We start from the raw sequence: 15,631 nt of genomic DNA on the forward strand, positions 1-15,631 counted from the left end.
CTCTGAGACCCGCCCCTGACGTAGACCAGACCGGTGAGTGAGGCACTCACCGGCCGACCAGTAAAGGAAGAACACCAATGAGCGTTCTCGCTGCGGCCACCGGCGTCATCGGCAACCTTGGTGCCATCGGCTATGGCCTCGCCGCCATCGGCCCCGGCATCGGCGTGGGCATCATCTTCGGCCAGGGCGTGCAGGCCATCGCCCGCCAGCCCGAGGCGTACGGCCTGATCCGGCAGAACATGCTGCTCGGCTTCGTCCTCACCGAGGCGCTGGCCCTCATCGGCCTCGTCGCCCCGTTCATCTACCCCACGAGCTGACGTACCCACTCTGACGGAAGGCTGCACCTATGACTCTGGCAGCTAACACCCTCGCGGCGGAGACGAACAACCCGCTCCTGCCGCACGTTTACGAGCTGGTCGTCGGCAGCTTCGCCTTCCTCGTCGTCTTCCTCGTCGTCGGAAAGATCCTCACCCCGCGTATCCAGAAGACGCTGGCCGAGCGGACCGAGGCTATCGAGGGCGGCATCAAGAAGGCCGAGGACGCCCAGGCCGAAGCCCAGCGCACTCTGGAGCAGTACCGGGCGCAGCTCGCGGAGGCCCGCCAGGAGGCGGCCCGCCTGCGCGAGGAGGCCCGCGAGCAGGGCGCCGCGATCAAGGCCGAGCTCCGCGAGGAGGCCCAGGCCGAGGCGCGGCGCATCGTCGAGGCGGCTCACGCCCAGATCGAGGCCGACCGCCAGCAGGCGCTCACCCAGCTGCGCGGTGAGATCGGGCGCCTGTCCACGGAGCTGGCGAGCCGCATCGTCGGCGAGTCGCTCGAGGACGAGGCCCGCCAGCGCCGCATCGTGGACCGGTTCCTCGAAGAGCTCGAGGGCCGGCCGGAGGCGGTCCGCTGATGCGCGGCCTCAGCAGGACCGCCCTCACGGAGGTCGAGGAGCGGTTCAACACCGCCGCCGCGGCCGCCGACCTCGGCGCCCTCGCCGAGGAGCTGTTCGCCGTCGCCGACCTTTTCGACCGTGAGCACGGGCTGCGCCGGGGTCTTTCCGACCCCTCGCGCCCGGCCGAGCAGAAGGAGAGCGTCCTGCGCTCCCTGCTGCAGGGCAAGGTCGGCGACGCCACGCTGGAGATCGCGGTCGCCGCCGTCAGGGCCAAGTGGTCCAAGGCCGGCGACCTGCCGGACGCCCTGGAGCGCGTCGGCGTGATGTCCGCGGCCGCCGAAGCCGAGTCGGAGCGCCGCCTCGACGACGTCGAGGACGAGCTGTTCCGCTTCGGCCGCATCCTCGCCGCCAACCCGGAGCTGCGCCGCGCGCTCAGCGACCCGGCGGTCCAGGCCGAGCACAAGCGCGACCTGCTCGCCACGCTGCTCAGCGGCAAGGCCGCATCCTCCACCGTACGGCTCGTCACGCAGGCTGTTGTGCACCCGCGGGGACGTAGCCTGGAGTCGGCACTGGAGGAGTTCGGCTGGATCGTCGCGCGGGCGCGCGAGCGACTGGTGGGCGTGGTCCGCAGCGCGGTGCCGCTCTCACAACAGCAGAAGCAGCGGCTCGCGGCCTGGCTGCGAGCCACCTACGGGCGAGACGTCCACCTGAACGTCGAGGTGGACCCGGAGGTGCTCGGTGGGTTCTCCGTGAGGGTCGGAGACGACTACATCGACACCACGATCGCCGGACGTATCGAAGAAGTCCGCCGCCGGTTGGCCGGCTGAGGCGAATAGGGAGACAAGAAAGAGATGGCGGAGCTTACGATCCGGCCGGACGAGATCCGGGACGCCCTTGAGCGCTTCGTCCAGGCGTACGAGCCGGAAGGTGCCGCGCGCGAGGAGATCGGGACCGTCGTCGACGCCGGGGACGGCATCGCCCATGTCTCCGGCCTTCCCTCGGCGATGGCGAACGAGCTGCTCGAGTTCGAGAACGGCACCCGCGGCCTGGCGCTGAACCTCGACGTCCGCGAGATCGGTGCGGTCGTCCTGGGTGACTTCAGCGGCATCGAGGAGGGCCAGCAGGTCCGCCGTACCGGCGAGGTCCTGTCGGTGCCGGTCGGCGACGACTTCCTCGGCCGCGTGGTCGACCCCCTGGGCAACCCGCTCGACGGCAAGGGCCCGATCGCCGCCGAGGGCCGCCGCGCCCTCGAGCTGCAGGCCCCCTCGGTGGTCCAGCGCCAGCCGGTGAAGGAGCCGCTGCAGACCGGCCTCAAGGCGATCGACGCCATGACGCCGATCGGCCGCGGCCAGCGTCAGCTGATCATCGGCGACCGCGGCACCGGCAAGACCGCGATCGCGGTCGACACCATCCTCAACCAGAAGGAGAACTGGCTCTCCGGCGACCCGAGCCGCCAGGTTCGCTGCATCTACGTCGCCGTCGGCCAGAAGGGCTCCACGATCGCCCAGGTGCGGGGCCGCCTCGAGGAGGCGGGCGCGCTGGAGTACACCACCATCGTCGCCGCTCCGGCCTCCGACCCCGCGGGCTACAAGTACATCGCCCCGTACACCGGTTCTGCCATCGGCCAGCACTGGATGTACCAGGGCAAGCACGTGCTGATCGTCTTCGACGACCTGACCAAGCAGGCCGACGCCTACCGCGCCGTGTCGCTGCTGCTGCGTCGTCCGCCGGGCCGTGAGGCCTTCCCCGGCGACGTCTTCTACCTCCACTCGCGTCTGCTGGAGCGCTGCGCCAAGCTCTCCAACGACATGGGCGGCGGCTCGATGACCGGTCTTCCGATCATCGAGACCAAGGGCAACGACGTGTCGGCCTTCATCCCGACCAACGTCATCTCCATCACCGACGGCCAGTGCTTCCTGGAGACCGACCTGTTCAACGCCGGCGTCCGCCCGGCGATCAACGTCGGTGTCTCGGTCTCCCGAGTCGGTGGTTCCGCCCAGGTCAAGGCCATGCGCAAGGTGGCCGGCACGCTCCGTCTGTCGCTGTCGCAGTACCGCGACCTGGAGGCCTTCGCGGCCTTCGCCTCCGACCTGGACGCGGCCTCCCGCGCCCAGCTGGAACGCGGCGCCCGCCTGGTCGAGCTGCTCAAGCAGCCGCAGTACAGCCCGTTCCCGGTCGAGAAGCAGGTCGTCTCGGTGTGGGCCGGCACCACCGGCGAGCTGGACGAGGTGCCGGTCGAGGACATCCGCCGCTTCGAGGCCGAGTTCCTCGACTACCTCGGCACCGCCCAGAAGGGTGTCTTCGACAGCATCCGCGAGACCAAGGAGCTGACGGACGACACGGTGACCACCCTCAAGGACGCCATCACGGAGTTCAAGAAGGGCTTCACCACCTCCAGCGGTGAGCTGCTCGTCAACGACGAGCCGGTGGAGGCGCTGGACGCCAGCGAGGTCGGCCAGGAGAAGGTCGTCAAGCACGTTCGCAAGGCCGAGGCGAAGTAACCCATGGGTGCCCAGCTTCGACAGCTGCGGCGGCGGATCAAGTCGGTCAAGTCCACCGCGAAGATCACCCGTGCGCAGGAGCTGATCGCCTCGTCGCGCATCGTCAAGGCGCAGCAGCGGATGCAGGCGGCCGTGCCGTACGAGCGGGAGATCACCCACGCGGTGTCGGCGGTCCTGTCGAACACGACCAACGTCGACCACCCGCTCACGGTGGCCAAGGAGCAGCCGGCCACGGCCGGCGTCCTGATCGTCACCAGCGACCGCGGCTTCGCCGGCGGCTACAACGCCAACATCCTCCGTGAGGCCGAGGCGCTGAAGGGCCACCTGACCGGGCGCGGCCTGACCGTGAAGCCGTACGTCGTGGGCCGCAAGGGCCTCACCTGGCACCGCTTCCGCAGCCGGGAGATGTTCGGCGAGTGGGACGGCTTCTCCGACAACCCGACGTACGCCAACGCCAAGGAGATCGGCGACGCGCTCATCACGGCGTTCAAGGCGGAGGACGGGATCGACGAGATCCACGTCGTCTACACCGGGTTCGTCTCGATGCTGACGCAGAACGTGATCGTCAAGCGGATCCTGCCGCTCGAGGTCGAGGAGACGGAGACGCCCCCGGAGGGCATCCCGCCCTACTACGAGTTCGAGCCGACGGCCGGTGACGTGCTCGACTCGCTGCTGCCGCGCTACATCGAGTCGCGCATCTACAACGCGCTGCTCCAGTCGGCCGCCTCCGAGCACGCCGCCCGGCGCCGCGCGATGAAGTCGGCCACCGACAACGCCAACGAGCTCATCCGCGTGTTCACGCAGCAGATGAACCAGGCGCGTCAGGCCGAGATCACCCAGGAAATCAGCGAGATCGTCGGTGGCGCGAACGCGCTGGCTGACGCCGCAGCGGGGAAAGAGTGAAATGACCGCACAGACTGTTGAGACCACCGTGGGCCGTGTCGCCCGCGTCACCGGTCCGGTCGTCGACGTGGAGTTCCCCGTCGAGGCCATGCCGGACATCTACAACGCGCTCACCGTCGACGTCACGCTCGGCGGCGAGACCAAGACCCTGACGCTGGAGGTCGCCCAGCACCTCGGCGACAACATCGTCCGGGCCATCTCGATGCAGCCCACCGACGGCCTGGTCCGCGGTGCGGCCGTGACCGACACCGGCGCGGCGATCTCGGTGCCGGTCGGCGACTCGGTCAAGGGCCACGTGTGGAACGCCCTGGGCGAGCCGCTCGACGCCGACAAGGCCTCCATCCAGGTCAGCGAGCGCTGGCCGATCCACCGTCCGGCTCCGGCGTTCGACCAGCTCGAGGCCCGTACGGAGATGCTGCCCACCGGCATCAAGGTCATCGACCTGCTCACGCCGTACGTGAAGGGTGGAAAGATCGGTCTGTTCGGCGGCGCGGGCGTCGGCAAGACCGTTCTGATCCAGGAGATGATCCGCCGCGTCGCGCTGAAGTTCTCGGGCACCTCGGTGTTCGCGGGCGTCGGCGAGCGCACCCGTGAGGGCAACGACCTGTGGCTGGAGATGGAGGAGGCGGACGTCCTCAAGGACACCGCGCTCGTCTTCGGCCAGATGGACGAGCCCCCGGGCACCCGTCTGCGGGTGGCGCTGTCCGCTCTGACCATGGCGGAGTACTTCCGCGACGTGCAGAAGCAGGACGTGCTGCTGTTCATCGACAACATCTTCCGCTTCACCCAGGCGGGTTCCGAGGTGTCCACGCTGCTCGGCCGCATGCCGTCCGCCGTGGGTTACCAGCCGACCCTCGCCGACGAGATGGGCGTGCTCCAGGAGCGCATCACCTCCACCCGCGGCCACTCGATCACCTCCATGCAGGCGATCTACGTGCCCGCGGACGACATCACCGACCCGGCGCCGCACAACGCGTTCGCGCACCTCGACGCGCAGACCGTTCTGTCCCGGCCGATCTCGGAGAAGGGCATCTACCCCGCGGTGGACCCGCTCGACTCCTCCTCGCGGATCCTCGACCCGCAGATCATCGGTGAGGAGCACTACGCGGTCGCCCAGGAGACCAAGCGGATCCTGCAGAAGTACAAGGAACTGCAGGACATCATCGCCATCCTGGGCATCGACGAGCTCTCCGAAGAGGACAAGGTCACCGTTCAGCGGGCGCGCCGCATCGAGCGGTTCCTGTCCCACCCGATGTACGCCGCCGAGGCGTTCACCGGCCAGCCCGGTGAGTTCGTGCCGCTGGACGAGACCATCGCCTCGTTCAAGGGCCTGTGCGCCGGCGAGTACGACCACCTGCCCGAGCAGGCCTTCTTCATGGTCGGCGGCATCGAGCAGGCCATCGCCAAGGCGAAGGAACTCGAGCGCTAGGACGCCTTCGACGCCTGTGCGGCACGGCTTCGGCCGGGCCGCACGGGCGTCCGTCGAAAGGGAGCTGAGAAGTGGCAAAGCTTCGCGTGGGCGTCGTGTCGCCGGAACGTGAGATCTGGACGGGCGAGGCCGACATGGTCATTGCCAAGACCGTGGACGGCGAGATCGGTATTATGCCGAACCACGCTCCCGTTCTCGGTGTCCTCGTCGAGGGCGGGGTGCTGCGCGTCAAGCGCGGCGACGAAGGCGACCTCGTGGCCGCGGTGCACGGCGGATTCATCTCCGTCGCCGACAACGACGTGTCGATCCTGGCGGAGGCGGCCGAGCTCGGCTCCGAGGTCGACGTCGCGCGGGCCAAGGACGCGCTGCAGCGTGCTCAGGCCTCGATCGAGGCCGACCAGGAGGACGTGGACGCACGGCTGCAGGCCAAGCGTGCGGCTGCCCGGCTGCGGGCGGCCGGCGAAGAGGTCTGACACGACAGGGGGAGGGCGGCAGTGGCGGCGCTTGGGATACTCGCGGGCGTCTTCGCCGTGGCCGCGCTCCTCTTCATCCGGGGCTTCGTGCTGGCACGGGCCCGGGGCACGATCGTCTGCCGGGTACGGGACGGCCAGGGAGGCTGGAAGAGCGGGGTCGCCCGCTACGTAGGGGGAGAGCTCCACTGGATTCCGTTCCTGGGACTCGGTTTGAGGCCGCGCCACGCACTCGCGAGGCGCGGCCTCACCGTTTCCAGCCGGAGGATGCTCGACACGGGTGAGGGGCCCGCCGGCTACTGGACCGTCGTCTGCTCGGCCGAGCGCGGCCCGCTGTCCCTGGCGATGAGCGAGGACGCTCTCACCGGCTTCCTCGCCTGGCTGGAGTCCGCCCCGCCCAGCGCCCATCTCGACGCTGCGTAGAATTGCCTCGCCTCTGGCGAGGCGGCTCGGGCGCCTTGAGGCCGTTGGCCGTGCCGGAGACGCGCCGTGAGCCCAGACCTCGTCGCGCTTGGTCGCTTCGCTCCCGCGCGCTCCTCAGTCCAGAGCACGGCCGCGCCCTCGCGTCCCTGTGGTGGGTCAGCGGGTGGCGCCGGGCTTCCAGAGGATCTCGTCGCCGGCGGAGGCCACGCGGCAGAGGATGAACATCAGGTCGGACAGGCGGTTCAGATACTTGGCCGTCAGGGGGTTCACGTCGTCGTGCGCCTCCAGCGCCGCCCAGGCCGACCGCTCGGCCCGCCGTACGATCGTGCGGGCGAGGTGGAGGAAGGCCGTGGCGGGTGCGCCGCCGGGCAGGATGAAGCTGCGCAGCGGCTTCAGCTCCGCGTTGAACCGGTCGCACTGCTCCTCCAGCCAGGCGACGTACGGCTCCTCGACGCGCAGCGGCGGGATGTACTCCCTCTGCGCGGCTCCGTCACGACCGGGGCTTCCGACGACAGGGGTGCACAGGTCGGCGCCGACGTCGAACAACTCGTTCTGCACCCGGCCCAGGACGGCCGTGACGTCCTCGGACAGGCCGCCGGTGGCGAGGGCGACCCCGATGGCGGCGTTGGCCTCCTCCACGTCCGCGTAGGCGGCCAGGCGGGGGTCGGTCTTGCGGGTGCGGCTCATGTCGCCCAGGGCGGTCGTGCCGTCGTCGCCCGTCTTCGTGTAGATCTTGGACAGGACGACCGGCTTGTCGTTGTCGGCTCGGGTCATGCCGTTCAGCGTAGTCGCCGTGCCCCAATTCACTGGGCGGGGGCCGTCAGGGGGCCGTCGGAGGCGAAGGTGCGGCGGAAGATGTACACGGCGGTCTCGATCAGTTGCTCCGCGGACGGGGACGGCTCGGTCATCACCCATTCGATGAGTAACTCGGTGATCGCGCCGATGAGCCCGAGCGCCAGCAGGTGGAGGTCGAGGGGAGGCGTACGGGCCGCGCCCCGCGCCGAGGACTCGATGACCTTGGTGAACGACGCCACCGCCTGCTGACGGGCGCCGCTGAGCACGTTGCCGGCCCGCCGTACCTCCAGGTGCATGAGGCGGGCGCGCCGCACGTCCTTGGTGACGAAGCGGATGTACTCGGCGATGCCGGCGACGATCCGGTCGTCGAGCCTGGGCGGGGCCTTGTCGATGGCCTCGGTGACCGACGACAGGGTCTCCTCGATGCACCGCTCGTAAACCGCGCGCATCAGGTCCTCACGGCTGGAGAAGCATTCGTAGAAGGCGCGATTGGAGATGCGCGCGGTCGCGCACAGCCTCTCGATGGTGGTGGCGTGGAAGCCGGGTTGGGCGAACAAGGTGTATGCGGCCGATATGAGCCTTTCCCTCCTGTCTGCAAGCCTTTCGGCAGCCGACATCCCCCGATAGTCCCGTCCCGCCACTTTTCACCTCACCCTGTCATGGTCCCCCCAGAACTCCCCATTATGAACCCAAGATCCTTTTTGCGGAAGTGCTGAGAAATAAGCACTTCCGGGCTATGCCAAAGACGGTCATTAGCTTGACAACGCGGTCAAGAGGTCAGCACGCTTACCAATTGAGATACACACACCGCGCTGCAATTGCATCGGCAATTACAGCAGCCCGCGCGCCAGGGCGGTCGTCACCGCGGCGGTGCGGTCGGAGACGCCGAGTTTCGTGAAGATCCGCAGCATATGCGTCTTCACTGTGGTCTCGCTGATGAACAACGCCCTGCCGATCTCGGCGTTGGTCAGTCCCCGCGCGACCAGGGCCAGCACCTCCGTCTCACGCCGGGACAGCGCGCTCGCGGCGGGGGCGCGCAGGCGGGTGACGAGCTTGGTCGCCACCGAGGGCGACAGCACGGTCTCCCCGCGCGTCGCGGCGGCGATCGCGGCGAGCAGGTCGGCCCGGGAGGTGTCCTTCAGCAGGTAGCCGGTGGCGCCGGCCTCGACGGCCCGGACGATGTCCTGGTCGGTCTCGTAGGTCGTGAGCACGATCACCCGGGTCTCGGGCCGGGCCGCGAGGATACGCGTCGTCGCGCTCACGCCGTCCCCGTCGGGCATCCGCAGGTCCATCAGGACGACGTCGGGCGCGAGCGCCGCGGCACGGGCCACGGCCTCCTCTCCGGATCCCGCCTCGCCTGCCACGGTGATCGCCGGATCGGACTCCAGCATCCCGCGCAGTCCCTCGCGTACGACGGGGTGGTCGTCGACGATCAGCACGCGGACCACCGGGCCGGTGGGCACGGACGAGATGGGCGTGGCGGGCGTGGCGGGCATGGGAGGCCTCCGTACGGCTCATGGGAGTGACGTGTCGGACTCGGCGGGATCACTTGGATCGTCGGCGGCGGAGAGGCCCAGGGCGGGGGCGGAGTGCACCTTGGGGGCGGAGTGAACGTCGGGGGCGGAATGGATGGCGGGAGGGGGGTGCGCAGCGGGGGCGGGGTGCGCAGCGGGGGCGGGGTGCGCCCCGGAGTGCATCGCGGGAGAGGGGTGCACGGCGGGGGTGGAGTGCAGGGTCACGGTGAGGGTGGTGCCCTGGCCGGGGAGGCTCCCGACCGCGAACGTGCCGCCCTCCTGCTCGACCCGCGACCGCATCGCCCGCAGACCGTATCCGTGCTCGGCGCCCGTGCGGAAGCCGGCGCCGTCGTCGCGAACCCGGAGCGTGACGTGGCAGGGGCCGTACTCCAGGGTCACCGTGACCGACGAGGCCGCAGCGTGCCTGCGCGCGTTCGCCAGGCCCTCCTGGGCGGCCCGCAGAAGCACCACCTCCGCGCCGGCCGGCAGCGGCCGGGAGTCGCCTTCCACCGTGAACACCGCGTCGATGCCCGCCTCCTCCCCGACCCTGCCGGTGACCCGCCGCAGCGCCTCCTCCAGCGTGGAGCCGTCGAGCGGCGTCGGCATGCGCGCCTCGATCAGGTCTCGGGCCTCGGCCAGGTTCTCCCGCGCGGTCCGCACGGCGAGGGCAAGGTGATGGGAGGGGTCGGGCTGGGCCTGGGCCGCCTGGACGAGCATGATGATGCTCGTCAGCCCCTGGGCCAGCGTGTCGTGGATCTCCCCGGCCAGCCGCTCCCGTTCGGCGAGCGCGCCCCGCTCCGCCGACAGGCGCGCGATCTCGGCCCGGCTCGACTCCAGCTCGGTGATGAGCTGGGCGCGCTCCCTGCTCTGCTCGATGATCCGCGTGATCCACGGCCCCAGGACCAGCATGGACGCCAGGATCAGCGTCGTCCAGACGGCGAACGTCACCACCTGACCCGGATCCCACTGGGCGTGGATCAGGAACCGGCAGGCCGGGGTGAGGTTGAGCACGAGCACGACGGCGACGGCGCGCCGCACCCGCAGCATCATGAACGCTTGGGGGCACAGGGCGAACAGCACGAGCGACACCGACGACACCAGGAGCGCCGACGGGACGAAGATCGCGATGACCAGGGCCCAGTAGAGCAGATCCCGGCGGTCCTCCCCGCCGTCCAGCAGGATCGACCGGCGCCCCACCAGCACGTACGCCACGGCGAGCGCCGCCAGCCCGCCGACGGCGGCCGCCCTGGCCGCCACCGGCGCGTCGGTCACGGCGACGAACCCGGCGGTGACGGCGAGGGTCAGGCCGAAGAGGATCTCCCACCCCGAGAAGGTCTGCCAGGCGTGCCCCTCCCCGGTGGTCCCGCCGGGCCTCGCGCGGGCGGGGCCGGGACTTCGGCCCCGGCTCCGGTATCGTCGGCCGAAGGACCGGCCGGCGCCGCGTTCCGCGATCGGGCTCATCCGTCGCGCCGCCCCTTCCAGCGGAACGTCGTCACGCACAGCACGAGACCGCCGACCAGCCAGGCCGCCAGGACGAGGGCGACCTTGCCCAGCTCGTACGACCCGGTCAGCTCCAGGGCGGCCCCCGCGTCGCCCAGGAAGACGGACCGGAACCCCTGGCACATCCACTTCAGCGGGAAGATGGAGGCGGCGTTGACCAGCCAGTCGGGCAGCTGCGTGATCGGGATGAAGACCCCGGAGACGAACTGCAGCACCACGAACGGGAGACTGATCACCGCGGTCGCGCTCTTGCCGGAGCGGGGCAGGCCGCTCACGGCGATGCCGAGCACGGACGCGGCCGACACGCCGAGCACGAACACCCAGGCGAACGTGGCCCAGGTCGACACCTCGGCAGGCAGCTCCAGACCGTAGAACAGCACGGCGATGGCGAGCAGGATGGCCACCTGGAGCACCGTCATGACCAGCACGCTGGCGATCTTGCCGATGAAGTACGCCGCACGCGGCATCGGCAGCCCGACGAGCCGCTTCAGGGTGCCGTCCTCCCGGTCGCCCGCGATGCCGATGCCGAGGTTCTGGAACCCCGTGCCCATCACGCCCGAGCCGATCAGGCCGGCGGTGTAGAGCTGGGCGACGGTCACGCCGGTCCCCTCGGCGCTGTCGGAGAAGATCGAGGCGAACAGCACCAGGAACACGATCGGCAGCGCGAAGGTGAAGACGACGGCGTCCCTCTCGCGGAACAGCACCTTCGTCTCGACGGCCGCGCGGGCCAGCGCGATCCTGAGCGGGGACGGCAGGGGCACGGCCGCACGCGGGACGGCGGCGGGGGTGGTGGTCATGACGCACTCTCCACGGGTACGGCGGCGGCGGTCACCGGGACGCCGCCGCTGAGCGGATCCCGGGCGTCGATGAGGCGGAGGTAGACGTCCTCCAGTGTGGGCCGCGTGACGGTGAGGCCGGGGATCTCCCCGTCGTACCTGCGCGACAGCTGCAGGACGGCCGCGGTGGGGTTGTCGGTCTCGACCTCGCCGTCCGACCAGGTCACCCTGGCCTTCGCGGTGGCCCGGCCGCCCAGCGTCGCGGGGTCGCCCTCGGCCACCACGCGTCCCCGCGCCACGACCGCCACCCGGTCGGCCAGGGTCTCGGCCTCCTCCAGGTAGTGGGTGGTGAGCACGATCGTCGTGCCGTCGTGCGCCAGGCCCTCGATGAGCTCCCAGAACCGCCGCCGCGCCTCGGGGTCGAAGCCCGTCGTCGGCTCGTCGAGGAACAGCAGCTCGGGGCGGCCGATGACGCCGAGGGCGACGTCCACCCGCCGCCGCTGGCCGCCGGAGAGCTGGCGGATGCGTTTGCCCGCACTGTCGGTGAGCCCGACCTGCTCCATGAGCTCGTCGGGATCGCGGGGGTTCGCGTAGTAGGTGGCGAAGTGCCGCAGGGTCTCCCGCACGGTCAGCTCCGCCCGGTCGTCGGCGGTCTGCAGCACGATGCCGATGCGGGATCGCCACTCGCGGGTCGGCCGGGCCGGGTCCCGGCCCAGCACGGTGACCTCTCCCGCGTCGCGTTGGCGGTAGCCCTCCAGGATCTCGACCGTGGTCGACTTGCCCGCGCCGTTCGGGCCGAGGACGGCGAACACCTCGCCCTCCTCGACGTCCAGGTCCAGGCCCCCGACGGCCTGGACCTCGCCGTATCGTTTCGTCAGTCCTCGTACGCGTATCGCGTGTCCCATGGCCCAAGAATCCACCAGGAGCGGATCATGGGACACCCTCGATCGGACGATGGTCCATGTCCTCCGTACGGTGGACACGGCGGGGGTCAGAAGAGCGTCGGGTTCTCCGGCTCGATGCCGCGCAGGGCGTCGTAGTCGAGCGTCACGCACTCGATGCCGCGGTCGGTGGCGAGCACGCGGGCCTGCGGCTTGATCTCCTGGGCCGCGAAGACGCCCTTGACCGGGGCCAGGCGCGGGTCGCGGTTGAGCAGTTCGAGGTAGCGGGTGAGCTGCTCCACGCCGTCGATGTCGCCGCGCCGCTTGATCTCCACGGCGACCGTGCCGCCGAGGTGGTCGCGGCACAGGATGTCCACGGGACCGATGGCGGTCATGTACTCCCTGCGCACCAAGGTCCAGCCGTCCCCGAGCGTGGTGATGTGCTCGGCGAGCAGTTCCTGCAGGTGCGCCTCGACGCCGTCCTTGCGCAGGCCCGGATCGACGCCCAGCTCGTGGCTGGAGTCGTGCAGGATCTCCTCGATCGTCAGCACGAGCTTCTCGCCGGTCTTTCCGTGCACGACCGACCAGGTGAGCACGCCGTCGATCGTCTCCTCGCGGACCTTGCAAGGAGGGTTCATCCAGTTCAGGGGTTTGTACGCCCGGTCGTCGGCGTGTATCGACACGCTGCCGTCCGCCTTAAAGATCACCAAACGGACGGCCGAGGGAAGGTGGGCCGTCAGACGGCCGATGTAGTCAACCACGCACCGGGCGATCACTAGACGCATGGAGCAAGGCTAGCCGCGATTGTCGAGCCAGGAGTCACGTCCCAGCAGGTAGGTGAAGGACTGGTCAGGGTTCTCGCCATCCGGCTGCACTATGAACCTCTTGGCCCACCGAAGGATCCGGTAGCCCAACCTGTGAGGCGGATGGGAACCCCCTCGGGCAGATTGCCCGTTTGCATAAGAGATCACCCCCCGAGCCCCAGGGGCACTACTATCTGCGAGTTGTGATGCCGCGACCAGGAACCCTGTCCTCTCGAACCGCTGAACGGCTCGAAGTGATCTTGTGGACCTCTCCAGGCGTCACTCTCCCGACGCCGACCATCAGCTCGGTTGTGGAGGGTTTGGCCGCAGTGCGTACATTCGTCAGCACCGTGTACGTGGCTAGGGTGTTTAACGGCTTGCTGCATGACTATCGGGGCAGCGAGGAGCCCACATTCGCCGAGGACTTGAGTGCGGTCGTGGGACCGCTGAGCACCACGGCCGAGCAGTCCGTGCGGGTCGAGCGCATCTCCATGAACTCTCCGCTTACGCTGGAGTTGCTTACAACTGGCGTAGGCGGAGCAGGCGCCGTCTCGGCCGTGGTGTACCTCTTTAAGAATCCCGACAAGATCGGCGAGTGGTTCCCCAAGCTGCAAACGTCCTGGTACAACGGCCGAGCCGAAGCAGAAAAGGCTCGGAAGGCGTACGAGAAGCTGCGTAAGGCCCGCACCGAGATGCGCGAGCTTCAGAGCTGAGCAGACACCTCCTAGCAGGAGGTTGCCCGGCACTCGTGGCAGGTGTTGCCCGCTTGCGCAGGAAACCTCCCCCCCCTGCCCATCGGGGGGCACTACGATCTGCGATTTGTGACGGAGTTAGCTCGGGGTGGGGGCACCCCACTCGACCGCAGGCATGGACCAGTCGATGAACAGCCCGATCTGGCTGCCTTGAAAGATGAGTTTGTTCGTAAGGCCGTGGACTTGCTGTGGACGGGGCTCTGGTACGGCGTCACACACCCCGAGGAGGTCGGCGCGTGGTTACAGAGGTTCCGCGCGGGCTACCACAGCACGCGGGCAGAGGCTGAGACGTCGGCGCTGAAGGCCGAGAAGCTACGCAAGGCTAGGAGCGAGCTGCGCGGGCCTCGGCCTTGATCAGGCACCTCCGAGCTGCCGGTACAGCTCCATGTCGGCCACGTTCTCAGGGAGCGAGTCGGGCCTGTCAGGGCCCTTTTTCTTGTCAGCCTTGTTCATGCGCAGGCGCATGCGGTCGGTGACCGTCGCGCCGCACTGGAATTCTCTGCTCGCGCCTCTCACGGAGGCGTGACTTTCGTCGTCCCGGGTCATGATGCACTGGCCGATCAGATGCTGGCCTAGCGGGCGACAGAACGAGCAATCATCAGACGGCTTCGCCTTCCTCAGTGTGACCCGAGCCGTCCGCCTTCATGAGAACGAGCCTGGGCGCCATGGGGAGATGGGCGGTGAGCCGTCCCACGTAATCCACGCTGCACCGCGCGATGACCAGCCGCATGTGCGCCAACCCTACCGGGCTCACGGAGGTCCGGAGGCGTTCTGGGACACTGTCCGCCATGGTGCGGACGTTCGGCCCGGCCGGCGTTCGGGGCATCCGCGCGTACGCCGGCTGAGCCGGTGCTGGAAGAATGGGCCGTCATCTCCCGTTCTGCCTGACGTGAACCCCCCGGAAGGATGCCCCCCGTGAGTCCCCGCCGTGCCCGCCGCCGCGGCCCGTTCGAACGCCAGGACGGCCGTGCCGTACGACCGGTGGGCCCTCAGGTGGCCGGAGTGGACCGCGTGGAGAGCGCGCACGACGGCGAATGGGTCGTCCGCAACGTCTCCGGCGCCGCCCAGGGGAAGGCGTACCGGTGCCCGGGGTGCGAGCAGGAGATCAGGCCCGGGCTGCCGCACGTGGTGAGTTGGCCGGCGTGGTCCGGGGGAGAGGACGAGCGGCGGCACTGGCACACCGCGTGCTGGCGCAACCGGGCCAACCGGGGCCCGGGCCGCAGCCGTTACTGACACGAGCTTTCGAGGTGGGAATGGACATCAGGGCGTCCACGGTGCTGCCTGCCCGGCGCGAGGACATCGAGTTGCAGACGGCCGACGGGCTGACCCTCGTCGGCGAGCTGGCGCTGCCGGAGAGCCGGCCGCCGGTGGCGACGCTGGTCTGCCTGCATCCTCTGCCCACCCACGGCGGGATGATGGACAGCCACGTGCTGCGCAAGGCGTCCTACCGGCTGCCCGCGCTCGCCGACCTCGCGGTGCTGCGCTTCAACACCCGGGGCACGACCTCCGACCGGGGCACCTCCCAGGGGTCCTTCGACGGCGGCGAGGGAGAGCGGTGGGACGTCGCCGCCGCCCTGGAGTACGCCGACTTCCACGACCTGCCGAACCCCTGGCTGGTCGGCTGGTCGTTCGGCACGGAACTCGCGTTGCGGTGGGGCCGCGACCCGATCGTGCGGGGCGCGATCCTGCTGTCGCCGCCGCTGAAGCGGGCCGGCGAGAAGGACCTCGTCGCCTGGGGCGAGTTCGGCCGCCCGCTCGTGGCCCTGGTGCCGGAGCACGACGACTACCTGCGGCCCGAGGAGGCCGCACGCCGGTTCGCGGCGGCGCCGCAGGCGGAGGTCGTCGGAGTGGAGGGGGCCAAGCACCTGTGGGTCGGCGAGCCGTACGTGCGGATCGTGCTCGACGAGATCGTCAAGCGCGTGAATCCGGCCGCCGCGCCGCTGCCGACCGCGGTCTGAGCGTGACGGGAGGGCCCGGCGGGGTCGCGAATCGGTGACGAACGGCGGCGAC

19 protein-coding genes and 1 pseudogene are annotated in these 15,631 nt (G+C 69.8%); 11 read left to right on the forward strand and 9 right to left on the reverse strand.

Translation table 11 applies throughout. From position 1 onward, the window contains the following. Nucleotides 1-77: 77 nt before the first annotated feature. The 8 genes from atpE to ABZ857_RS18310 all read left to right on the forward strand — a co-directional run bounded on the left by atpE (nt 78) and on the right by ABZ857_RS18310 (nt 6,600). Entirely contained in the window at nt 78-317 is a 240-nt protein-coding gene (atpE, locus tag ABZ857_RS18275) for an ATP synthase F0 subunit C (RefSeq protein WP_142560345.1), read from the forward strand. A gap of 29 nt (nt 318-346) precedes the next feature. Next, a complete protein-coding gene (locus ABZ857_RS18280; RefSeq protein ID WP_357044314.1) occupies nt 347-892 on the forward strand; it encodes a F0F1 ATP synthase subunit B in 546 nt (181 codons plus the stop codon). Continuing rightward, nucleotides 892-1,701, forward strand: a complete 810-nt coding sequence (locus ABZ857_RS18285) for a F0F1 ATP synthase subunit delta (protein ID WP_357044316.1) — start codon at nt 892-894, stop codon at nt 1,699-1,701. Before ABZ857_RS18280 ends, ABZ857_RS18285 begins: the two co-directional genes overlap by 1 nt. Nucleotides 1,702-1,725: 24 nt before the next feature. Continuing rightward, a complete protein-coding gene (gene atpA, locus ABZ857_RS18290; RefSeq protein WP_357044318.1) occupies nt 1,726-3,375 on the forward strand; it encodes a F0F1 ATP synthase subunit alpha in 1,650 nt (549 codons plus the stop codon). A gap of 3 nt (nt 3,376-3,378) precedes the next feature. Further along, entirely contained in the window at nt 3,379-4,278 is a 900-nt protein-coding gene (locus ABZ857_RS18295) for a F0F1 ATP synthase subunit gamma (protein WP_357044320.1), read from the forward strand. Between the two features lies 1 nt (nt 4,279). Then, nucleotides 4,280-5,707, forward strand: a complete 1,428-nt coding sequence (gene atpD, locus ABZ857_RS18300) for a F0F1 ATP synthase subunit beta (RefSeq protein WP_357044322.1) — start codon at nt 4,280-4,282, stop codon at nt 5,705-5,707. Between the two features lie 71 nt (nt 5,708-5,778). Further along, entirely contained in the window at nt 5,779-6,180 is a 402-nt protein-coding gene (locus tag ABZ857_RS18305) for a F0F1 ATP synthase subunit epsilon (RefSeq protein WP_357044324.1), read from the forward strand. 21 nt (nt 6,181-6,201) lie between these two features. Continuing rightward, on the forward strand, nt 6,202-6,600 hold the full coding sequence (locus tag ABZ857_RS18310) for a DUF2550 domain-containing protein (RefSeq protein ID WP_357044326.1): 399 nt from the start codon (nt 6,202-6,204) through the stop codon (nt 6,598-6,600). 156 nt (nt 6,601-6,756) lie between these two features. On the opposite strand, the gene ABZ857_RS18315 is transcribed toward ABZ857_RS18310, so the two are convergent. The 7 genes from ABZ857_RS18315 to nucS form a co-directional block, all read right to left on the reverse strand. Then, nucleotides 6,757-7,374: a cob(I)yrinic acid a,c-diamide adenosyltransferase gene (locus ABZ857_RS18315; RefSeq protein WP_357044328.1), complete on the reverse strand. Its 618-nt coding sequence runs from the start codon at nt 7,372-7,374 to the stop codon at nt 6,757-6,759. A 29-nt stretch (nt 7,375-7,403) separates the two neighbouring features. Beyond that, nucleotides 7,404-8,012 (reverse strand): TetR/AcrR family transcriptional regulator, encoded by a 609-nt coding sequence (locus tag ABZ857_RS18320; protein WP_357044330.1) that lies wholly within the window; start codon nt 8,010-8,012, stop codon nt 7,404-7,406. A gap of 213 nt (nt 8,013-8,225) precedes the next feature. Then, nucleotides 8,226-8,843, reverse strand: a complete 618-nt coding sequence (locus ABZ857_RS18325) for a response regulator transcription factor (protein WP_357044485.1) — start codon at nt 8,841-8,843, stop codon at nt 8,226-8,228. 66 nt (nt 8,844-8,909) lie between these two features. After that, nucleotides 8,910-10,370 carry a sensor histidine kinase gene (locus ABZ857_RS18330; RefSeq protein ID WP_357044332.1) on the reverse strand — a complete coding sequence of 487 codons (1,461 nt, stop codon included), beginning with the start codon at nt 10,368-10,370 and terminating at the stop codon, nt 8,910-8,912. Beyond that, a complete protein-coding gene (locus tag ABZ857_RS18335) occupies nt 10,367-11,206 on the reverse strand; it encodes an ABC transporter permease (protein WP_357044334.1) in 840 nt (279 codons plus the stop codon). Before ABZ857_RS18335 ends, ABZ857_RS18330 begins: the two co-directional genes overlap by 4 nt. Further along, nucleotides 11,203-12,090: an ABC transporter ATP-binding protein gene (locus ABZ857_RS18340; protein WP_357044336.1), complete on the reverse strand. Its 888-nt coding sequence runs from the start codon at nt 12,088-12,090 to the stop codon at nt 11,203-11,205. Before ABZ857_RS18340 ends, ABZ857_RS18335 begins: the two co-directional genes overlap by 4 nt. A gap of 86 nt (nt 12,091-12,176) precedes the next feature. Then, nucleotides 12,177-12,851 carry an endonuclease NucS gene (gene nucS, locus ABZ857_RS18345; RefSeq protein ID WP_357044338.1) on the reverse strand — a complete coding sequence of 225 codons (675 nt, stop codon included), beginning with the start codon at nt 12,849-12,851 and terminating at the stop codon, nt 12,177-12,179. Nucleotides 12,852-13,198: 347 nt separating this feature from the next. Between nucS and ABZ857_RS18350 the strand changes: the two genes are divergently transcribed. After that, a complete protein-coding gene (locus ABZ857_RS18350) occupies nt 13,199-13,582 on the forward strand; it encodes a hypothetical protein (RefSeq protein WP_357044340.1) in 384 nt (127 codons plus the stop codon). A gap of 393 nt (nt 13,583-13,975) precedes the next feature. Here ABZ857_RS18350 and ABZ857_RS18355 read toward each other — a convergent pair whose 3' ends face one another. Together ABZ857_RS18355 and ABZ857_RS18360 are read right to left on the reverse strand one after the other, a co-directional pair. After that, a complete protein-coding gene (locus ABZ857_RS18355; protein ID WP_357044342.1) occupies nt 13,976-14,167 on the reverse strand; it encodes a hypothetical protein in 192 nt (63 codons plus the stop codon). A gap of 82 nt (nt 14,168-14,249) precedes the next feature. Then, nucleotides 14,250-14,351 (reverse strand): annotated as a pseudogene (locus ABZ857_RS18360) (endonuclease); the annotation flags it as partial. Nucleotides 14,352-14,527: 176 nt separating this feature from the next. Between ABZ857_RS18360 and ABZ857_RS18365 the strand changes: the two are divergent. After that, complete coding sequence (locus ABZ857_RS18365) at nt 14,528-14,854, forward strand: ATP/GTP-binding protein (protein WP_357044344.1); 327 nt, start codon at nt 14,528-14,530, stop codon at nt 14,852-14,854. Between the two features lie 20 nt (nt 14,855-14,874). Beyond that, a complete protein-coding gene (locus ABZ857_RS18370; RefSeq protein WP_357044346.1) occupies nt 14,875-15,579 on the forward strand; it encodes an alpha/beta hydrolase in 705 nt (234 codons plus the stop codon). The last annotated feature ends 52 nt before the right edge of the window (nt 15,580-15,631 follow it).

Source organism: Microbispora sp. NPDC046933 (assembly GCF_040644635.1).
GTDB lineage: Bacteria > Actinomycetota > Actinomycetes > Streptosporangiales > Streptosporangiaceae > Microbispora.

What these genes read in the sequence shown, in the direction of transcription:
- atpE (WP_142560345.1), top strand. Translation starts at nt 78, where the DNA reads ATGAGCGTTCTCGCTGCGGCCACCGGCGTCATCGGCAACCTTGGTGCC.
- ABZ857_RS18280 (WP_357044314.1), top strand. Translation starts at nt 347, where the DNA reads ATGACTCTGGCAGCTAACACCCTCGCGGCGGAGACGAACAACCCGCTC.
- ABZ857_RS18285 (WP_357044316.1), top strand. Translation starts at nt 892, where the DNA reads ATGCGCGGCCTCAGCAGGACCGCCCTCACGGAGGTCGAGGAGCGGTTC.
- atpA (WP_357044318.1), top strand. Translation starts at nt 1,726, where the DNA reads ATGGCGGAGCTTACGATCCGGCCGGACGAGATCCGGGACGCCCTTGAG.
- ABZ857_RS18295 (WP_357044320.1), top strand. Translation starts at nt 3,379, where the DNA reads ATGGGTGCCCAGCTTCGACAGCTGCGGCGGCGGATCAAGTCGGTCAAG.
- atpD (WP_357044322.1), top strand. Translation starts at nt 4,280, where the DNA reads ATGACCGCACAGACTGTTGAGACCACCGTGGGCCGTGTCGCCCGCGTC.
- ABZ857_RS18315 (WP_357044328.1), bottom strand. Translation starts at nt 7,374, where the DNA reads ATGACCCGAGCCGACAACGACAAGCCGGTCGTCCTGTCCAAGATCTAC.
- ABZ857_RS18320 (WP_357044330.1), bottom strand. Translation starts at nt 8,012, where the DNA reads ATGTCGGCTGCCGAAAGGCTTGCAGACAGGAGGGAAAGGCTCATATCG.
- ABZ857_RS18330 (WP_357044332.1), bottom strand. Translation starts at nt 10,370, where the DNA reads ATGAGCCCGATCGCGGAACGCGGCGCCGGCCGGTCCTTCGGCCGACGA.
- ABZ857_RS18335 (WP_357044334.1), bottom strand. Translation starts at nt 11,206, where the DNA reads ATGACCACCACCCCCGCCGCCGTCCCGCGTGCGGCCGTGCCCCTGCCG.
- ABZ857_RS18340 (WP_357044336.1), bottom strand. Translation starts at nt 12,090, where the DNA reads ATGGGACACGCGATACGCGTACGAGGACTGACGAAACGATACGGCGAG.
- nucS (WP_357044338.1), bottom strand. Translation starts at nt 12,851, where the DNA reads ATGCGTCTAGTGATCGCCCGGTGCGTGGTTGACTACATCGGCCGTCTG.
- ABZ857_RS18355 (WP_357044342.1), bottom strand. Translation starts at nt 14,167, where the DNA reads ATGACCCGGGACGACGAAAGTCACGCCTCCGTGAGAGGCGCGAGCAGA.
- ABZ857_RS18365 (WP_357044344.1), top strand. Translation starts at nt 14,528, where the DNA reads ATGCCCCCCGTGAGTCCCCGCCGTGCCCGCCGCCGCGGCCCGTTCGAA.
- ABZ857_RS18370 (WP_357044346.1), top strand. Translation starts at nt 14,875, where the DNA reads ATGGACATCAGGGCGTCCACGGTGCTGCCTGCCCGGCGCGAGGACATC.